This window comes from Limnobacter sp. (assembly GCF_964228395.1).
Lineage (GTDB): Bacteria > Pseudomonadota > Gammaproteobacteria > Burkholderiales > Burkholderiaceae_B > Limnobacter.
This window is the reverse complement of record NZ_CAXQZX010000103.1, coordinates 1-17,608: the sequence shown is the minus strand read 5'-3', so window position 1 is coordinate 17,608 and position 17,608 is coordinate 1. Positions and strand designations below refer to the sequence as shown.

General features: G+C 57.3%; 19 protein-coding genes and 1 pseudogene. 5 read left to right on the top strand and 15 right to left on the bottom strand.

The window, feature by feature from the left end:
- Positions 1 to 160: 160 nt before the first annotated feature.
- The 3 genes from ACEQU8_RS08675 to bfr all read right to left on the bottom strand — a co-directional run bounded on the left by ACEQU8_RS08675 (position 161) and on the right by bfr (position 1,333).
- Positions 161 to 547 carry a type II toxin-antitoxin system VapC family toxin gene (locus ACEQU8_RS08675; RefSeq protein ID WP_370262972.1) on the bottom strand — a complete coding sequence of 129 codons (387 nt, stop codon included), beginning with the start codon at positions 545 to 547 and terminating at the stop codon, positions 161 to 163.
- Complete coding sequence (locus ACEQU8_RS08670; protein ID WP_370262971.1) at positions 544 to 795, bottom strand: type II toxin-antitoxin system Phd/YefM family antitoxin; 252 nt, start codon at positions 793 to 795, stop codon at positions 544 to 546. The genes ACEQU8_RS08675 and ACEQU8_RS08670 overlap by 4 nt, the downstream gene beginning before the upstream one ends.
- A 61-nt stretch (positions 796 to 856) precedes the next feature.
- Positions 857 to 1,333: a bacterioferritin gene (gene bfr / locus ACEQU8_RS08665; protein WP_370262970.1), complete on the bottom strand. Its 477-nt coding sequence runs from the start codon at positions 1,331 to 1,333 to the stop codon at positions 857 to 859.
- Positions 1,334 to 1,687: 354 nt separating this feature from the next.
- Here bfr and ACEQU8_RS08660 point away from each other — a divergent pair, with 354 nt between their 5' ends.
- The 5 genes from ACEQU8_RS08660 (at position 1,688) to ACEQU8_RS08640 (ending at position 6,117) form a co-directional block, all read left to right on the top strand.
- A complete protein-coding gene (locus ACEQU8_RS08660) occupies positions 1,688 to 2,413 on the top strand; it encodes an energy transducer TonB (protein ID WP_370262969.1) in 726 nt (241 codons plus the stop codon).
- A gap of 34 nt (positions 2,414 to 2,447) precedes the next feature.
- On the top strand, positions 2,448 to 3,170 hold the full coding sequence (locus ACEQU8_RS08655; protein ID WP_370262967.1) for a MotA/TolQ/ExbB proton channel family protein: 723 nt from the start codon (positions 2,448 to 2,450) through the stop codon (positions 3,168 to 3,170).
- A gap of 3 nt (positions 3,171 to 3,173) precedes the next feature.
- The gene (locus ACEQU8_RS08650) at positions 3,174 to 3,581 is read left to right on the top strand and encodes an ExbD/TolR family protein (protein ID WP_370262966.1); all 408 of its coding nucleotides are present in this window, start codon (positions 3,174 to 3,176) and stop codon (positions 3,579 to 3,581) included.
- 104 nt (positions 3,582 to 3,685) lie between these two features.
- Positions 3,686 to 5,236 (top strand): glucose-6-phosphate isomerase, encoded by a 1,551-nt coding sequence (locus tag ACEQU8_RS08645; protein ID WP_370262965.1) that lies wholly within the window; start codon positions 3,686 to 3,688, stop codon positions 5,234 to 5,236.
- The gene (locus ACEQU8_RS08640) at positions 5,233 to 6,117 is read left to right on the top strand and encodes an SMP-30/gluconolactonase/LRE family protein (protein WP_370262964.1); all 885 of its coding nucleotides are present in this window, start codon (positions 5,233 to 5,235) and stop codon (positions 6,115 to 6,117) included. The genes ACEQU8_RS08645 and ACEQU8_RS08640 overlap by 4 nt, the downstream gene beginning before the upstream one ends.
- Before the next feature lie 39 nt (positions 6,118 to 6,156).
- On the opposite strand, the gene ACEQU8_RS08635 is transcribed toward ACEQU8_RS08640, so the two are convergent.
- From ACEQU8_RS08635 to ACEQU8_RS08580, 12 genes and pseudogenes are all read right to left on the bottom strand, one after another.
- Positions 6,157 to 7,011, bottom strand: a complete 855-nt coding sequence (locus ACEQU8_RS08635; protein WP_370262962.1) for a MurR/RpiR family transcriptional regulator — start codon at positions 7,009 to 7,011, stop codon at positions 6,157 to 6,159.
- A 37-nt stretch (positions 7,012 to 7,048) separates the two neighbouring features.
- Positions 7,049 to 8,617 (bottom strand): ATP-binding protein, encoded by a 1,569-nt coding sequence (locus tag ACEQU8_RS08630; RefSeq protein ID WP_370262961.1) that lies wholly within the window; start codon positions 8,615 to 8,617, stop codon positions 7,049 to 7,051.
- A gap of 149 nt (positions 8,618 to 8,766) precedes the next feature.
- Entirely contained in the window at positions 8,767 to 11,367 is a 2,601-nt protein-coding gene (locus tag ACEQU8_RS08625; RefSeq protein ID WP_370262960.1) for a DUF6351 family protein, read from the bottom strand.
- A gap of 144 nt (positions 11,368 to 11,511) precedes the next feature.
- The gene (locus tag ACEQU8_RS08620; RefSeq protein WP_370262958.1) at positions 11,512 to 12,675 is read right to left on the bottom strand and encodes an ABC transporter ATP-binding protein; all 1,164 of its coding nucleotides are present in this window, start codon (positions 12,673 to 12,675) and stop codon (positions 11,512 to 11,514) included.
- Positions 12,672 to 13,310, bottom strand: a complete 639-nt coding sequence (gene modB / locus ACEQU8_RS08615; protein WP_370262957.1) for a molybdate ABC transporter permease subunit — start codon at positions 13,308 to 13,310, stop codon at positions 12,672 to 12,674. The genes ACEQU8_RS08620 and modB overlap by 4 nt, the downstream gene beginning before the upstream one ends.
- A gap of 33 nt (positions 13,311 to 13,343) precedes the next feature.
- Positions 13,344 to 14,168 (bottom strand): molybdate ABC transporter substrate-binding protein, encoded by an 825-nt coding sequence (gene modA / locus ACEQU8_RS08610; protein ID WP_372521238.1) that lies wholly within the window; start codon positions 14,166 to 14,168, stop codon positions 13,344 to 13,346.
- A gap of 19 nt (positions 14,169 to 14,187) precedes the next feature.
- Positions 14,188 to 14,619, bottom strand: coding sequence for a YqaA family protein (locus tag ACEQU8_RS08605; protein ID WP_370262956.1), 432 nt, complete (start codon positions 14,617 to 14,619; stop codon positions 14,188 to 14,190).
- Entirely contained in the window at positions 14,620 to 15,234 is a 615-nt protein-coding gene (locus ACEQU8_RS08600) for a gamma-glutamyl-gamma-aminobutyrate hydrolase family protein (protein ID WP_370262974.1), read from the bottom strand.
- Between the two features lie 50 nt (positions 15,235 to 15,284).
- The gene (locus ACEQU8_RS08595; protein WP_370262955.1) at positions 15,285 to 16,286 is read right to left on the bottom strand and encodes an amidoligase family protein; all 1,002 of its coding nucleotides are present in this window, start codon (positions 16,284 to 16,286) and stop codon (positions 15,285 to 15,287) included.
- An 82-nt stretch (positions 16,287 to 16,368) separates the two neighbouring features.
- On the bottom strand, positions 16,369 to 16,791 hold the full coding sequence (locus tag ACEQU8_RS08590) for an organic hydroperoxide resistance protein (protein ID WP_370262954.1): 423 nt from the start codon (positions 16,789 to 16,791) through the stop codon (positions 16,369 to 16,371).
- Between the two features lie 93 nt (positions 16,792 to 16,884).
- Positions 16,885 to 17,322: a MarR family winged helix-turn-helix transcriptional regulator gene (locus tag ACEQU8_RS08585; RefSeq protein ID WP_370262953.1), complete on the bottom strand. Its 438-nt coding sequence runs from the start codon at positions 17,320 to 17,322 to the stop codon at positions 16,885 to 16,887.
- A gap of 100 nt (positions 17,323 to 17,422) precedes the next feature.
- Positions 17,423 to 17,608, bottom strand: a pseudogene (locus tag ACEQU8_RS08580) (poly(R)-hydroxyalkanoic acid synthase (Pha)); the annotation flags it as partial.

Genomic DNA, 17,608 nt, shown 5'->3' with positions numbered 1-17,608 from the left:
ATGTCTTCCACCGAGGCGCAACCAGCCCGCACGGCCTCGGCAATGCTGCGGTCGCTCACATTGGCGCAAATGCAAACAATCACGGGTGGGCTCCTTACAAAAACAAACAGGCGTTATGTAAATAGTAATTATTCTTGTTTGTATCTGCAAGTAGTTTCGATTAAATTTTAATGACGGTGTCGCTGTAGAGCGCCACAACTGCATCATGAGTCACCAGACGCATGGGCTCCACAAGGGCTTGTGCAACCAGTATGCGGTCGAATGGGTCTTGGTGATGTGACGGCAATGTTTCAACCGCCACCGCATGCTCAGCTTCCACCGGCAAAAGCCGGTAACCAGACTCTTTGAAGTAATGCAGCGCCTGTGAGCCAGAGAGCGGCATCCCACCCTTGCCCAGCGCGTGTTTAATTGAAATTTCCCAAATACTAACGGCACTCACCCACAGTGAGGCTTTGGGAGATTGTAGAAGGTCACGCGCCGCCTCGCCCAGTTTGGGGCTGTCCGTAATTGCCCAAAGGGCAACGTGAGTGTCAAGAAGAAGGTTCAATCCTGCTGAACCCCAAAAAACAGCCTTGCCACCTCCTCGTTCATGCCATCAATCGAATCTGGAACCTCAAACAGCCCTTTGGCGATTCCAAGCCGAGGTTTGGCGTTCACACCCGAATCGAGGGGCACGAGTTTTGCGGCGGGGCGCCCATTCCTTGCGATGATAATCTCGCTTTCGCGCCCCATTTCGATGTCTTCAACCAAGCGCGATAAAGATGATTTAGCCTGAAGCATATTGACGGTTTGCATGACCGAGCCCCCCTTCGATCTTAGTCTAGTCTAGCTAAGAAATATAATCAAACATATCCCTTTAGCTGCTCACCCCCATCATCGACTGCTCAAAGTTTTGCAGGCCCACGCGGTCAATCAAGCTGAGCTGGGTTTCCAGCCAGTCAATGTGTTCCTCGGTGTCCTCTAGAATCTCTTTGAGCAGGTCTCGGGACACAAAATCGCGCTCGCCCTCTGCAGTGGTAATGCCATCCTTGATGCAGGCCTGAGCGGCTGTCTCCATCTTCAGGTCGCTTTCAAGAATTTCGCGGGTGTTCTCGCCAATCATCAGTTTGCCGAGGTCTTGCAAATTGGGCAGCCCGTCCAGCATCAAAATTCGCTCAATCAGCCAGTCCGCGTGCTTCATCTCGCCAATCGATTCGTCGTATTCCTTTTTCTTCAACACATCCAGGCCCCAATTGCCAAAAATGCGGGAATGCAAAAAATACTGGTTGATTGCCGTCAGCTCGTTTTTGAGTTGTGCATTGAGTGCGGCAATCACCTTGCTGGAACCTTTCATGGGCCTTCTCCTGTGAACATCGTCTTGCTAACCCTGCCAGTTTAACGCGGGTGTCTGCCGGATTCATCTTGTCATCAAACCACGGCCGAGAAAAAGACTTGATTTTTTACGCTCGCCAAATAATAATGAGAATACTTCTCGTTTATTCAGTGCAAACAAGGGCAAAGGGTTGACTGCTCATCTCCTGACTTCGCAACAGTTGGCATCCTCAACGGCCAACCCGCCTTGAAAGCATTGAACCCTCCGGCACCAGCCAGCCTTTGCAAGCCAGTGCTCTTTTTTTTGAACAAATCACGTGCACAATATTTGCTTGCCATGTGGCAACGGCCAAGGGGCCCGCCCGCTTACCCATTCATGAACACCTTGACTGCTTCATTTCGCAACACTCAAAGCACGCCAAACCGCTGGAGCAGCCCGCTGACTTTGCTGGCTGTGGTGGCCGCGCATGTGTTGGGCCTGGTGTGGGCTGCGCAGCATGTGCAGATTACCCCCCCTTCCGTGACCCCACCCAGCGTGGCTGGTGTGCTGGTGGCGCCAGAGCCCAAACCCGTGCCGCCCCCGCCACAGCCTGTGCAAGCTCCACCGCCACCCCCAAAGCCTGCGCCCAAACCCCGGCCAGAGCCGAAACCCACGCCAAAGCCCGCCGCAAAGCCCGCCCCCGAGCCACCGCCTGCGCCCACCACCACGGCACAGCCAACGCCAACAGCGCCGGTGCAAACAGCCAAACCAGTGCCAGAATCACCAGCGGCACCAACGGCACCAACGGCACCAACGGCACCAGCGGCACCAGCGCCGGTCACCCCACCGCGCACCGACGCGGCCCACCTTAACAACCCGGCCCCGCAATACCCTGCGCTTTCCCGTCGGCTTGGTGAGCAAGGGCGGGTATTGCTCGATGTGTACATCCTGCCCGACGGTAGCGTAGGGGACATCAAACTGAACACGTCCAGCGGGCATGCCCGGCTGGACAACGCCGCCCTGGCTGCGGTGAAAACATGGAAATACGTGCCTGCCCGGCGAGGCGATCAAGCCATTGCATTTTGGTATGTGCAGCCGGTGTCTTTCGTACTGAACAACTGAACATTAAACTGAAAAAATCAAAGAGGTTTTGAACATGGAAAACAATCCTTACGGCTTGGCTGCAATGTGGGCGCAGGGCGATTGGGTCATCAAAGGCGTGGCCATCATGCTGCTGGTGATGTCCATCGCATCCTGGTATGTCATCATCACGCGCAGTATCCGTTTGTATCGCCTGCGCAAAAACGTGGGGGCGGTCAACCAGTTCTGGCACACCCACAGTTTTGCTGAAGGCTTGCAGGTGCTGGGCAAAGACACGGGCAACCCTTTCCACCACATGGCCATTGAAGGCCAGGCCGCAGTCAACCACCATGCGACCAACCAAGACGACCTGCACGGGCAAATCAGCCTGGCCGACTGGCTCAGCGAGGCGCTGCGCGGCGCCATCGACGAAGCCGCCGAGCGCCTGCAGTCCGGGCTATCCATTTTGGCATCGGTGGGCTCTACCGCACCTTTTGTGGGCCTGTTTGGCACAGTGTGGGGCATCTACCATGCCTTGGTGGGCATTGGCGTGTCTGGCCAGGCCAGCATCGACAAGGTTGCTGGCCCCGTGGGCGAAGCCCTCATCATGACCGCATTTGGGCTGGCCGTGGCCATACCGGCTGTGCTGGGTTACAACGCACTTACGCGCGCCAATCGCGGCATCATTGGCAAACTCAGCCGCTTTGGCCGCCAGTTGCATGCCTATTTCCTCACCGGCTCGCCCATGCAAAAAGATTCTGCGGTGCGCACCGTGAGCCTTCAAAAAAAGGGAGCCTAAGCCATGTCGTTTGGCAACTACGACGACCAACAGGAAATGAGCGAAATCAACATGACGCCGCTGGTGGACGTCATGCTGGTGCTGCTCATTATTTTCATCATCACCGTGCCAGTCATCACGCATTCGGTGAATGTGGACTTGCCACAGGCCAGCCAGCAGCCCACCGAGGTTAAACCCAATGTGGTCACGCTCACGGTCAACCGCGATGGCACCCTGCAATGGAATGACGAACCCCTCACTCTGGATGACCTCAGCCTGCGCCTGCAGGCGGCTGCACAGCAAAGCGAACAACCTGAGTTGCGCATTCAAGGCGATCGGCAGGTGGAATACGAAAAAGTGGTGCAAGTCATGGCAGCAGCGCAACGTGCCGGCATCGAAAAACTGGGATTTATTACTGAACCTGTGCAGTAAAGCGCCGCAACGGTGAGCCGTGCACCCCTTCCATTGCTTTTGGGGGCTGATGTGGCGTTTTTGTTGTGGCATGCTGTGGTTCGGGTTTATTAAATTTTATTTCCATGAGCATGCCCCCTATTTCGCCCGGATTTTTATCCCGCTCTGTTGGCCCCATTCACATCAACCTTGATCGCCAACCCTATGGCGCCAGCCATGTGTTGCAGTTTGACCAAAGCGAGGCCGCTGCGCGCCTTCAGGCCTTTAAACAAAAAATGTTCACGGGCGAGGTGGTCAACACCACTGAAAATCGCCCAGCGGGCCACTGGTCCCTGCGCGCAGCCACCAACCGGCAAGCCTACCCAGTGCCCCTGCAGTTGCAAGTGCAAGGCCGTGACCACCTGGAGTTGGCCCGGCTTGAACAAGCCCGCATGGAAGCGTTTGTTGACCGCGTGCGCAGCGGGCAATACACCACCCCGGATGGCCAACCCTACACTCATGTGCTGCATTTGGGCATTGGTGGCTCCGACCTGGGCCCGCGGCTGCTGCACGATGTGTTTGCCCGCCTGAACCTGGCGCAGGGTCAGCCTCTGGGCGTGCGCTTTGTGGCCAATGTGGACTACCACGAAATGCAGGCTGCGCTGGCCAGCCTTAACCCGCGCACCACGCTGGTGATGATTGCCAGCAAGTCGTTTTCTACCCGCGAAACACTGCACAACGCCCAACACATTTTTAACTGGCTGGAATCTGCCGGCCCCCAATACAAAGCCAGCGCGCTTATGGCGGCCACTTGCAAGCCTGGCAAGGCCATTGAGCTTGGCGTTGCCAGCGACAGGGTGTTTGAATTTTCCGAGACCGTGGGCGGGCGTTATTCCCTGTGGGGCCCAGTGTCACTGGCCATTCGTCTGGTGCATGGCAATGCGGTGTTCAATGAATTGCTGGAAGGTGCCGCCCTGATGGACGCGCACGTGCTACAAACCAAGCCCTCGCAGTGCCTGCCCGCCTTGCTGGCCATGAGCGACCTGTACAACCTGCAACACGATGTGCATTCGCTGATGCTCAGCCCCTACGATTCCCGTTTGGGCCTGCTGGTGCCTTACCTGCAACAGCTTTGGATGGAGTCTCTCGGCAAAGGCGTGAACAACGATGGCGAGGTGCTAGACACCCCGCCCTGCCCCATTCTGTGGGGCGATGTGGGCACCAACGGGCAGCATGCATTTTTTCAACTACTGCACCAGTCCCGGGTTAAAAGCTCAGTGGAATTGCTGGCCGTGATCGACCCCGACCACCATGAAATGCCCTCGCACCGGGTGTTGCTGTCTCATGCGCTGGCACAGGCCGAGGCCTTTGCCGTGGGCCGACAAAACAGCCCCGCAGAATTGGCGGATCATCAAACCAACTACAAGGCCTGCCCGGGCCAACGCCCGGTTCAAATGGTGTTTTTGGATAGCCTCACCCCCTATTCCCTGGGTGCGCTGCTGGCGTTGTGGGAACACCGCACCACCGCACTGGCGGCCATGCAGAATGTGAACCCCTTCGACCAATGGGGAGTAGAACTTGGCAAGGTGATCGCCGAGCGGCTTGAGCAAAGCCTGCCCCCAGGCCAGGAGCCCGCAAGCAACCCCGAGTCGGCTCACCTCATTGCGCACTTTATTGCACGGCGCAACAGGGCATGAGCATGGGCCCATGGCATGCCCTCGATTTGCCGCCGTGCACGCTGGCCGAAAGCCCGCGGTATGCGCATGGCCAATGGGTCTGGTTAGACATCGACGGCCAAGTGCTTTATCAACTGGCGCAAGCCGACCTGTGGGCTGGGCCTTTGAAAGCGGCGTTGCAGCAACACACCCTGCCCGAGCAAATGGGCTGTGTGCTACCCACGGCCAACCCAGAACAATGGGTGCTGCTGGGCCGAAGTGGTCTGTGGCTGTTTGCCAACGGGCTCTGTACACGGCTACTGCCCGCGCCATTTGACACCACCAAACACCGATTCAACGACGGCCGGGCAGACCCCCAAGGGCGCATCTGGATTTCTACGCTTGTGGATGCACGAAGCCCTGCGACTGCGGCACTGTACTGCATTGAAAACCAACAAGTGGCACTTAAAGTGCCAAATCTTATTGTGGGCAACGGCCTGGCATTCACACCCCGTGGGGATGCGCTTTTTTTAAGCGACACACGACACAAAACAATCTGGCGTTACCCCTACCACCAAGCCACGGGCAGCCTGGGTGAGCCGAAGGTGATCAAACACTACACCGAGGGCACCGCACGGCCAGACGGCGCTTGCTTTACGGCCGATGGCACCTATTGGGTGGCTGTGCTGGAAGGCCATCGGCTCGACTGTTTTTCAGACGATGGGCGTTTTTTGCGCAGCGTGCCTCTGCCCTTGGCCAAGCCCACCATGCCCTGCTTTGGCGGACCTGGCTTAAACACACTTCTGGTCACCGGCGCGCCGGCCACCGGCGAATGGCGCAACCAAGCCGGCTTTGAAAATGCTTGCCTGGTGGCCTGCCAAACGCATCATGCCGGTTGGCCCGAGGCCTTTGCAGCGGTTTAGTGCAACCTTGGCCGGTGATCCGCCCCTGCGGCTCTGGCTCTATTTGGCATACCGGGTGTTGATGAGGTTTTTTTTCAGGCGGGCCATGGTGGTTTGAGCCTCGCTGCCCAAGGCCATGGCCACGCGGGTCACCAAAATATCAACGATGCACAAATGCAACAGGCGCGACACCATGGGGCTGTACTGCTCATACAACTCAGTGTGATCTGCAGGAATGTGCATTTGAACCGCCTGTGCCAATGGCGAGCCCGAGGCGGTGATCGCCATCGTAAAAGCGCCCGCCTGACGGGCAAGGCGATTGGCATCCAGCAGGTCTTTGCTGCGTCCAGAATTTGAAATGGTCAACACGCAGTCGGACCCCTTCACCAAACTGGCCGCCATGATCTGCATGTGCCCATCGGCATGGGCCAAGGCGTGGCAGCCCATGCGAAAAAATTTGTGTTGGGCGTCTTGGGCCACAAACGCCGAATTGCCGACCCCCAGCACATGCAAACGGCCCCCTTGGGCGAAACAGCGCAGCAAAGCCTGAGCCGTGTCTTCAATGGCCTGGGCAGGGGCTGCGTTTTTAAAACTCATCAAGGTGTGCAAGGCGTTATCGACCACCTTGTGAATCAAGGTGGTGCCGGTGTCGCCCTGCTGAACGGCCTGGTGCACAAAGGGCACCCCTTCGGTCATGCTGGCGGCCAGACGAAGTTTGAATTCGCTCAAACCCGAGTACCCCAGGGTTCTGCAAAAGCGCACCACAGAGGGGCTGCTCACCCCGGCACGCCGGGCCAACTCGCTGACCGGCATGGTCTGGAAGCCGGCTGGGTCTTTTAAGACCAATTGACCCACAGCCTGCTCGGCGCTGGACAAACCTTTGAGTTCCTTGCGAATGCGATCCAGAACATTCATGGGATGCTCGCCAGCCAAGTAATAAAATTACATTGTACTAGTGAATAACACCCCGGGCTTTGAAATAATGCAACAGCACATTGGGCTCAAAGGGTTTGGAATAAAAGGCATCAATGCCCGCTGCCATGGCGCGGGTGTACTCAGCGTGGCGTGACCCAGCGGTGACCGCCACAATGGGCGTCTTGGTGTACTGCGCCATTTCCCGAATGTGGCGAGTGGCTGCAAATCCGTCCATCACAGGCATGTGCAGGTCCATTAAAATGGCCTCCACGCGGGCGTTTTGGTCTTGTAACAGTTCGACAGCCACCTTGCCGTTGCCCGCCACCACCACATTGGCGCCCAGCTTTTTAAGGCGGATGGCATTGATTTTTGCGACCAAGGGGTCGTCTTCCACCAACAGCAAAGTGAGGTTGCTCAAAGGCAAATCGCCGCCTTGTGCAAGCCCAGTGCTGGCTTGTGTGCTGGCGCGGCCCACCAATTGCAAGGGCGCATCAAAGCTTACGCTGGTGCCATGGCCTTCCTGGGTCACCAGGTTAAAGCGGCCACCCATCAGGTCCAGGTATTTGCGGGCCAGGTAAAACCCGACGCCCATGCCACCGCCGCCCCGGCTCACCCGCTCAGCCTGGTTAGAAAACGGCTTGCCAATGGCGCGCTGCATGTCACTGCTCATGCCCACACCGTTGTCTTGCACCTCAAAGCGAACCATGGGTTTGGGCTGACTTACAAATTCAATGGTCACCTTCACCTCGGTGGCCTTGGCAAACTTCAATGCATTGGCCACAAAGCCATGCATCATTCGGCCCAAGCGCACCTTGTCGCCTTGCACCACCGGGTCAAATTCAAATCGATCCTGAGTAGTCAGCAGCCCCACCTGATCCGGAAACAAACGCTGCACCAGGCGAAGCCTGTCAAGCCACAACTCGCGCAAGTCAAATTCTTCCACATCGAGTTGCAACTCGCCCAGCATGCTGTCGGCATAGTCCATCAACATGCGCACGCTGCGCACCACATCCAGATTGGCACGGTCCAGGTCTTGAAACAACTCAGCCTGGTCCTCATTGAGCTGTGTGGCCGACAACTGGTTGAGCATCTCCACCGAGTTATTCAGCGGCGTGCGCAACTCGTGGCTGACCACATTCAAGAAATGGTTTTGTTGGCGAACCACGCGCATCAACTCACGGGTTTTGTTGCGAAGGCGTTCATTGCTTTGGCGCATTTCGTCAAGCAACTGGGCTTGCTCGGTCACATCCGACACCGCCAGGGTGACGTAGTTTTCGCCGTTGTGCTGCCAGGCACTCAACCCCACTTGAACCGACAAAATATGGCCGTCTTTGTGCAAAGCGGTGTGGAATTTACCCCCATCGCCCAAGCCCAGCATCGGCGTGTCGGGCTCGCTCACAAAACGCTCAAACAACATTTGGTTGCGTTCGTGCCGGGCTGGTGGCATCAAGCTATAGAAAGGCTTGCCCAACAGTTCATCGGGCTCGTAGCCAAACAACTGTGCACACACCGCATTGACCAGCAACACCTTGCCCTGCATATCCACATGCATGAGGCCCACTGGCGGGCTGGTGAAAGACTGGGCGAATGGAAAATCGGAATTCACAACATGACACGATAGGAACGCTGGATTGGGTTCTACTGTGCCATAGCCGATCACAATCTGAATGTGTCAGTACCCCGGTAAAAAGCCCTCATATTCCAAGAATGAAACATGAGGGCCTTAAACACATTACACAATCCGTGGTCGGACGCTTAACGGAATGCGGGCGAGAACCAGCCCTGCTGGGAGTTGGCAGGTTTTGCAGGCAAGGGCTGCCCACCCACCACTTTTTCAGTGGCGGTACCGTATTTCAACCAGGTTTGAGTGGGCACCACGCCTTGACCCGGCTTTGAATAATCACACACGCCATTCGGGAAGATTTTTTTCACGTCAGCCACAAAGGCCGCAGCATCACGAATGGCGGGAATACCGGCATAGTCGGCGGGGTCAACGGGCTTTAACACGCACTTGTTGACCAAGGTGCGAATGTCGTCCCCAGCCACGGTGCGAGGCGTGCCAAAGCGGGTTTGCACCAGCACATGTTGTGCGCTGGCCACAGGGCCAGTGAGTTGAGCAGATTGGCCGGAAGAATCAAAGCTGGAGAAATCCAGGCCGCAAAACTGGTTGCTGACCACATCAAAAATTTGCCCTGCCTCGGGCGGTGGCTTTGGAATGCTGCTGGAACGCGCATTCGGAATGATGGGGTCCGGGTAAAACAGGTTGCCCGACAGTGGCACAAACGGGCCGTCTTCAGCGTAAATGCTCTGCAGCGACAGACACTTGTCGCGTGCCGCGGCCGGCTTGTTGCTCACCACCTTTTCAGGCATGGGTGCGGTGCTGCTGTCGGCCTCAATGGCACTCAACCAACGGTCCATCACCAGCAAAGCCTCGGTGCTGTAGGTGGAATCCCCGGCCAGCACCAATTGACCAAACCAAATCACATGGTTGTCGTGGTGGCCTTGGGTGGCCTTCAGCCTAGCCCGCATCTGCCAACTGTGGAAGGCATCATGCGCAATGCCGGGGTCTGCACCACGAAGGTCAATGATGGGAATATTGCTCATGTGTTCGGCCGTGTTCACAGCGCCGGTTTTGTAAGCATTGGTCAAAGCCAGTGGGTCGGCCTTGGTGCGGGTGGCCACACGTTGAATGTCGACATCAAACCCACCAATGTCGCGGTTCAAATCCAAAAACTGCTGGGGTGTGATGGTGCCCTGCTTCAAGGCGCCCAAGCCATACTGAACACCCACGTTGTCCAGTGGAATACCACCAAAACCACGGCCAATTTTTTTCTCGTTCTCGCTCCACACATCGGGGGTACGAAGGCCAAACAGCGTGCTCATGTAATCAATCAAACCACAGCGAAGACCGCCCGGATTGTTGGCTGGGTCATAGGGCGTGGCGGCACCGCGCAGGTTGCGGCAATTGAATGCATAAGGGTAGGCCTTGGGGAAGAAAGCATTGTCAGACAACACCGGGTTGACTGGCAGGTGCCCGTAGACGGGGCTCCACTGGGCATACGGCACAAAGCCTGGGTTGAAGTTGGGAAACTGGCGAGCATTCTCAGCTTCGTTCACGCCCTGGTAGCGGTTGCCAAAATACGAGTTGAGCAGGTTGTAGTCGGCAAACTGGGTCGCCGTGGTCCACACGTCAGGGTAAGAACACTGCACGATAATGCCTTGGTAAATACCCGGGTAGGCATTGGCAATGTGCTGCTGCGCGATGGCTCCACCCGAACAACCCGTGCCAATGGTGTAGCGAAGCTCGCCATACTGTTCGACAATGCGCTCCTTGGCCATCATCAGTGACTCGGCCGCGGTGACCAGGTTCACGTTGTGACCCAGGTTGGCCAAAGCTGTCGACAAGGTGATAAAGCCGCGTCCAAGTGCCACAGTGATGCTGTCGCCCAGCAAAAACTCTGCGCCATCGGGCGCCGTGCCCGAAATATCTCCATTGGGCGGGTTGCCCGGGCCGTAGGTGACGCCCACATTGCCGCCATGATGCACCAGCAACTTGCCGTTCCATTGGGGCTGGGGTTTCCAGGGCTTCCAGTCTTCAGCCGGGTTGTACAGGCTGCGTATTTGGTAACGATCGCGGTTTTGCACACCACGCTCTGTGCGCACAATAAATGGCACGGTCACCCCGTTGTCGGTGGTGGTCATGGCAATTTCATCCGCAGGCGGCGGGTTCGCAGGGTCGTAGGGCAAAAAGGTGGGGGCAAAGTCAATGTCTTGCCGCTGGGGATTGGGGCGGGTTTGGCTTAAAAAATGCCGCAGCTTGCTGGCCGGCAGGTATTGGAAAGTGTATTCCGGTGGCTGGTTACACTGGGCATCCAAGGCCTGCTCATTGTTGCAGGTCCAGGGGGTAACCTGCGGCCCAGAAAACACCGGCCCGCCATGGGGGTGATTGATCACTTTTGCGGTGATGCGACCGGTGCTTTTCAACACCGCCGAAATCTGGTTTTCACCCAGGGCCAGGCCCTGCAACAAGCCCATGTAGCGCCCATTTTCGCGGAGCGCAAATTGATCACTGACATCCACCGTGCCCAATTTCACCTTCACGTTTTGCAAGTTGGCAGGGTTTTCAGCAGTAATCTCAACCAACGCATCACCACCGCTGATTAAATCAGCCCGGTTAGACAACACACGAATGCCATCGCCCGGATCAGCTTGCACCTCGGGCGGTTCTTCACTGGGGTTGGTCACTGTGGGGGAATCGTTGCCAGCCAGGCCCAGCGGGGTTTCGCCGCCGCTCAAGCAAGCCGACAACAACAGCGCGCCGCCGGTTAGCGCAAAATGCAATCTAAAATTTGTCATGGTGTAATTTTTGGGTGGGTTGTCTCCTGTTAACTGCTACTCCAGCAGCAGCAAAGCAGATTCACCCGCAGGCCGATGCAAGGCCTGCATGCTCACCTTGTGTCGGGTTTTTGACAGAACCCAGACCAAGGCAACACAAGCCACTTACACCAGGGGGCCACTGCCGTGGCGATGCTTGTTGGGCATGATGTGGATCATGCTCAGGTCCATGTGCAAGACCATGGGCAAACCCGGCTTTAGCCCAAGCCGCTGGGCACCCGCCACGGCCATTTTGAATGTTTCAAAGGGCGCTGCCTGCATGCGCAGGTCCACCCAACTGAGTTCGCCCAAATCGCGATGCCCCGCCACCTCCACCTGCAACTGCACATGGTTGGGCAACAACTCGCCCTCACCCACTGGGTGCAATGCAAGGCCATCGGTGTGCACCACCCAGTTCACCAGGTAACCCGGGGGTATTTTGCCTTTGTCTTTGACCTGTAAATCCAGGCCCGGGGCATCCACCCCCAAGGCCTGGTCCAGGGCCCGCGACCATCGCAGCATGCCCACCCCAAGGGGTTCACCTGGCCCCACCCACACCCCACTGAAACGGTTTTGAATGCCCACCAAGTCAGCCACCCTCGCATTGCGCGGCCGTCGATGCACATCAAAAGAACGCCCCGTTTGCAACACCTCACCTTGGTCCATCACCACCAGCGCGTCGCACAGGCGACGGGCCTCGTTCAAATCGTGGGTCACCAGCACCATGGGAATGTTCAGTTGCCTGCGCAAATCGGCCAGCAGGCGGTACAAGGATTCGCGGTTCATTTGATCCACCGCAGAAAATGGCTCATCAAGCAACAGCAACTGCGGTTCTCGCGCCAGTGCGCGGGCCAAGGCCACCCGCTGCTGTTGCCCACCCGACAAAGCTGCGGGTTTGCGAAAGGCCTCTTCTGGGCTCAGCCGCATATTGCGCAGCCACTGCACCGCCACCGCAAGGCGGTCGGCCTTGGGCAAATGCTGCAAAGCCAAGGCCACATTGCCCGCTGCATGCAGGTGGGGCATCAAGGCGTAGTTCTGAAACACCAGGCCCACACGCCGCTGCTGCGGCCCCACAAACACATTGGCCGAGGTGTTTAACCACTCTTGATCGCCCACGGCAATGCGGCCTTGGTGGGGGCGCATCAGCCCGGCCAGCACTCGCAGCATGGATGTTTTACCCGCGCCAGATGGCCCCACCAACGCGGTGAGCTCACCGGGCTTACACACAAACTCCCCCACCAAACGCATGGGCTTGGTTTGGGCCACCTGGCACACCACGGGTTGGCTCATGCACCTCCCCCTTTGCGGCGCGACAACAACAAAGAGGCTGCAACCGCAAACATCGAGAACATCAACAAGGCCAGGGCCATGGTGTTGGCCGATTGAAGATCGAAGCTTTGCACGCTGTCGTAAATGGCAATGGCCAGGGTGCGGGTTTCGCCCGGAATACTGCCCCCCACCATCAGCACCACACCAAACTCGCCCAGCGTGTGCACAAAAGTAAGCACCATGGCCGCCAATACACCCGGCCAAGCCAGTGGCAGTTCCACCTTCAAAAACGTTTGCCAGGCCGACAAGCCGCACACGTGGGCAGCCTCATTGAGGTTGGGGGGAATGGACTCGAACGCCCGTTGGATGGGCTGGACCATAAAGGGAATGTTAAACACCACAGAGGCCAGCAGCAGGCCAGTAAAATTAAACGTCAAAGACACACCCAACACGCTGGCCAACCATTGCCCCACCGGCGAGGCGCCACCCAGCGCCACCAACAGGTAATACCCCATCACCGTGGGCGGCAACACCAGGGGCAAAAGCACAGCTGCTTCCAGCCAAACCTTGCCCGAAAAACGCATATGCGCCAACCAGCGACCCGCCAGCAAGCCGGCAGGCAGCAACACCAGCAAGGTGGCCAAAGCCAACTTCATTGACAGCGAAAAAGCTTCCCAATCCATTGAAATTTATTTGGGGGCTGGACCCGCAGCGTGTGGAATTTCATAACCATAGCGCTTCAGGATGGCCCGTGCCTGCGGCGACATTAAAAACCGCTGCAATTGGGCCGCCGCGGGGTTGCTGCCTTTTAAAACAACCACCCCCTGCGCCAGGGGTTGATGAAAATGACTGGGCACCACTGCGTAATGCGTGTGGTCTCGCAATTGGGGTGCCATGGCCAAAGACAGAGCCACCAAGCCCGCTTGGGCTGCGCCTGTGCTTACAAATTGTGTGGCCTGCGACACGTTTTCGCCCACCACCAGATTGGGCTCAATGGCTTGCCAAAGGCCCGCATGCTGCAAGGCTTCACGAGCACGCTCGCCGTAAGGGGCCAGCCTGGGGTTGGCAATGGCCAACTTTTTAAGCCGACCATCGGCAAACGCGGCTCTTAAATCGGCCAGGCTGCCATCGGCTTTTAAAGGCGAGCCCTTGGGCAACAGCAGGACCAATCGTCCACGGGCATACTCTTGCACGGGCGCCATGGCCAGGCCTTCTTCCAACAACACTTGGGGGTATTTCAGGTCGGCCGCCACAAACAAATCAAAGGGTGCGCCTTGGCGCACCTGGCTCACAAAGTTGCCCGAAGACCCATACACCGGGCGCACAATGTGGCCGGTTTTTCGCTGAAAAATATGAATGATGTCTTCAAAGGCGTAGCGCATGGTGGCGGCAGTGGCCACGGTGATGGTGCCGCTGCGCGCCGCAGCGGGCCACACAAGAAGCATTGCACTGGCCAGCAAAGCCAAGGCAAGCAAACGGATATTGCTGAAGCGCATCGTCAATATGGCCTCCATGACCCATGACTGTTAAACATTAAAACCAGTTTAAAGACATTTCAGAAAAATAGATGACGGCGATGTAGCGCACCGACTTGCCGATGGCCACCAAAATCAAAAACTGCCACAACCGCACACGCATGATGCCTGCCACCAGCGTGAGCGGGTCACCCACCACAGGTGCCCAAGCCAACAACAAGCTCCACACCCCGTATCGCTGAAACCACACCTGCATGCGTTCAATTTGGGCTGGCTTGAAATAAAACCATTTTTTGTGCTGAAAATGCAGAAGGTACAAACCCAGCACCCAATTGACCACCGCCCCCAGGGTATTGCCCACCGTGGCGGTGAGCAACAACCAATGTGCGGGCTCACCCGCGCGAATCATGGCAAACAGCACCACCTCCGAATAAAACGGCAAAATGGTGGCAGCCAAAAACGCTGAAGAAAACAGGATGAGATACGACATTTATCGGCTTTGCCCCTGCAGTTGGGCCTGGCGTGCAAGCCCCACCAACCAGACAAAAAGCCGCCGGTGCTCGGCCCTATAAAAAAGGTACTCGGGGTGCCATTGCACACCTAGCCAGTGCGTCCCATTGCTGGGCTCTACGGCCTGCACAAAACCATCCAGGTCGCGCGCCACCACCCGCACATCATCGCCCACCATGCGCACGGCCTGGTGATGCAAACTGTTGATGCGAATGCGGCTTTTACCCAGCAATTGGTGCAGGCGGCTGCCCGAGCGAATCACCGCTGTTTTGCGGGCAAACACGGTGCCCCGGTTGGAGGTGTTGCGGCGGCGTTTGCGAATATCGCTGTGCAAGGTTCCGCCACACACCACATTGATCAACTGTTTGCCACGGCATATACCCAACATGGGCATGCCCTTGGCCAGGGCGTGTTGAATGCAGGTGCGCTCCAGGGCATCGCGCTCTGGATCGTAGTGCGCCTTGGGCATCACCTCGCCGTTGTACAAACCGGGGTGGATGTCGTCCCCACCACCAATCACCAGGGCGTGAAGACCATCCAAGGCCACGGCATGGCGGGTGCTGATGCGAACCGCCCGACCACCGGCCAACCACACCGACAAGCGGGTGCACCACCACGCAGGCGACCACCAGCGCCCGTGGCCGGTTACGCCGACAACAGGTTTTTGTAAATTTGGTCCAGCGTGCTGTGCCAAGGCTCCTCCGACAAATTCAACACCTGCTCATCCCATTGTTTCCATTGGGCGACCAGTTTGCTTAAGGTGGCAGGGTCCGCGGCCAAGTGCTCCACCACGCACCACACATTCCAACTCTGACTCAAGGACCAATCGCTTTGTTCAATTTCGCAATTCGGCAGGCGGTAATGGAAGGTGGGGCGTGCGTTGACCTTTTCGTCGTCTACGCGGGCCATCACCTTCTCCTCATCCACGGTTTTAAACAGCGGCAGCAGGTCCATGCCGCGATTTCGGGTGGGGTTGTGCGTGAGGTAATCGTCCAGAATTTGATCGATGGGGGTGCTGTCCGTGTAATCCATGACGCAACGCAGATATTTTTTGCTGTATGCGTCGATGTAGGGGGACAAACGTCGCAGTGCATCCACCCGGTGGGCCTTCACCAACCAGCCTTGGGCCAGTGCGTAGGCTTGCAAATAGGGCACCAGAGTGGGCGCTTGTGTGTTGGGCAGCTCAGCGTTGATGTGAACCCCAAAAGCATACAACAAGCCCTCGGCTGTGCCCAAAGCCCCCGCCTCGCGCAGGGCTTGGACCATGGCATCCAGGCAATCCAGGCGATCGATGGGCACAGGTGGGCACACCACCTCCATGGGCACCACCTGCCGGGCAATCTCCGTGACCAAGGTCATCAACAAGTCATCACTGTCTTGAGCCTGTTCGCCTTGCTCCTCCAGGCGCTTGCGGGCCATGTTCTTGGCCAGTGACCAATCCAGTTCGATTTTGAAATCACCAAACTCCGGATGGTTTACCCTGCATTCGGCCTGGGTTTCTTTGCACACCTCGCCGCCAATGCCTTGGGCCACTGCAGCGGCGGCTTTGGCCAAACTCAGGCCTGCAAACTCCAATTCAAAGCCCACTTTGCGGGTATCGCCTTGGGCATTGCTTCGCCAAACCGGGGGCGCGTAATGTTGGGTCATGCGTGTACTCCTGAAAATAAAACAGGCGGCGGGGCCATGGGAAGACCCGCCGCCTGCATGCTTGCAGTGTACCCGAGGGGGCTTACACCAGCGTTAACTTCACGTCCACGTTGTTGCGCGTGGCATTGGAATAAGGGCACACCTGGTGTGCTTTTTCCACCAAGGCCTGGGCTGCAGCCCGGTCCATGCCTTCCAGCTTAATGGCCATGTCCACGGTGATTGCAAAACCAACCCCTTTGGGGTTGGCGCCAATGCCCACCGTGGCGGTAATTTCTGGCTCTTTGGGCAAATTGATTTTGTCTTGCCCAGCCACAAACTTGATGGCACCAATGAAGCAGGCCGAATAACCCGCCGCAAACAATTGCTCGGGGTTGGTGCCCGGGCCACCGGCACCACCGAGCTCTTTGGGCGTGCTCAACTGCACATTCAAACGGCCGTCATCAGAGGCAGATCGGCCTTCACGTCCGCCAGTGGACGTGGCTTTGGTGGAATAAACAACATTCATCGCAGGCTCCTTGTGAGGTAAATGATTCACTATTTAAATAACAATTATCACTAAATATTATCGCAATAATTATATGATTGCAAATAGAAGGGCTTACCCTTCCTGCACGCGGTTGCGCAATCCGTCGAGTTCATGCTTCAAGTTCATCAGCGCTTCTTCGCTCATGCCGCAGCGCTCAAAAACGCACTGGCGAACATGGCTTGCACGGTCTTTTAATGCTCGACCATGATCAGTGAGGTGGATTTCAAGCTGACGCTCGTCCTCGGTGCTGCGGCTGCGGGTCAACAAGCCCTGTTCGGCCATGCGCTTAATCACTGGGGTCAGGGCGCCGGGCTGTTGGCCCAACTGCCGGGCGATGTTGATGAGGCTTACGCCGTCTTCACGCCACAAAATCATCATGACCAGGTACTGGGGGTACGTGAGGCCGAGCGAGGCCAGCAAAGGCTTGTACAACTGCGTAATGGCCAGCGAGGTGGAGTACAGGGAAAAGCAGAGCTGGTTTTCCAGCGCCAAGGGATCTCGATGATTCATGAAGTATAGGAAAGGGCTGTAAATAGAAATCGCGATAAGTTTATCGCCTCTAGCCCTTCCCGTCACCCACTACTTTGGGTGTGCCCCCTCGGGGCCCGTTTTACTGAGCTCTGGCTTGCAGCCACTGCGCGGTTTTGGCCCAAATGGTGGCGGGTGACTCTTTACCGCTCATGATGCCAATGTGGCCGCCAGGGCCGATGAAGAACTCCACCACCTCCGAGCCCACCACACGCACAATCGGCTTACAGCAGGCCACATTGGCCAGGTTGTCCGATTTGCCGGCAAT

Bases quoted from the DNA above. Each gene is read 5' to 3' on its own strand.
- ACEQU8_RS08650 (WP_370262966.1), top strand. From the start codon at position 3,174: ATGTCGTTTGGCAACTACGACGACCAACAGGAAATGAGCGAAATCAAC.
- ACEQU8_RS08660 (WP_370262969.1), top strand. From the start codon at position 1,688: ATGAACACCTTGACTGCTTCATTTCGCAACACTCAAAGCACGCCAAAC.
- ACEQU8_RS08585 (WP_370262953.1), bottom strand. From the start codon at position 17,322: ATGAATCATCGAGATCCCTTGGCGCTGGAAAACCAGCTCTGCTTTTCC.
- ACEQU8_RS08605 (WP_370262956.1), bottom strand. From the start codon at position 14,619: ATGTCGTATCTCATCCTGTTTTCTTCAGCGTTTTTGGCTGCCACCATT.
- ACEQU8_RS08620 (WP_370262958.1), bottom strand. From the start codon at position 12,675: ATGAGCCAACCCGTGGTGTGCCAGGTGGCCCAAACCAAGCCCATGCGT.
- ACEQU8_RS08635 (WP_370262962.1), bottom strand. From the start codon at position 7,011: ATGAATGTTCTGGATCGCATTCGCAAGGAACTCAAAGGTTTGTCCAGC.
- ACEQU8_RS08640 (WP_370262964.1), top strand. From the start codon at position 5,233: ATGAGCATGGGCCCATGGCATGCCCTCGATTTGCCGCCGTGCACGCTG.
- ACEQU8_RS08590 (WP_370262954.1), bottom strand. From the start codon at position 16,791: ATGAATGTTGTTTATTCCACCAAAGCCACGTCCACTGGCGGACGTGAA.
- ACEQU8_RS08625 (WP_370262960.1), bottom strand. From the start codon at position 11,367: ATGACAAATTTTAGATTGCATTTTGCGCTAACCGGCGGCGCGCTGTTG.
- bfr (WP_370262970.1), bottom strand. From the start codon at position 1,333: ATGAAAGGTTCCAGCAAGGTGATTGCCGCACTCAATGCACAACTCAAA.
- ACEQU8_RS08670 (WP_370262971.1), bottom strand. From the start codon at position 795: ATGCAAACCGTCAATATGCTTCAGGCTAAATCATCTTTATCGCGCTTG.
- modB (WP_370262957.1), bottom strand. From the start codon at position 13,310: ATGAAGTTGGCTTTGGCCACCTTGCTGGTGTTGCTGCCTGCCGGCTTG.
- modA (WP_372521238.1), bottom strand. From the start codon at position 14,168: ATGGAGGCCATATTGACGATGCGCTTCAGCAATATCCGTTTGCTTGCC.
- ACEQU8_RS08655 (WP_370262967.1), top strand. From the start codon at position 2,448: ATGGAAAACAATCCTTACGGCTTGGCTGCAATGTGGGCGCAGGGCGAT.
- ACEQU8_RS08595 (WP_370262955.1), bottom strand. From the start codon at position 16,286: ATGACCCAACATTACGCGCCCCCGGTTTGGCGAAGCAATGCCCAAGGC.
- ACEQU8_RS08645 (WP_370262965.1), top strand. From the start codon at position 3,686: ATGAGCATGCCCCCTATTTCGCCCGGATTTTTATCCCGCTCTGTTGGC.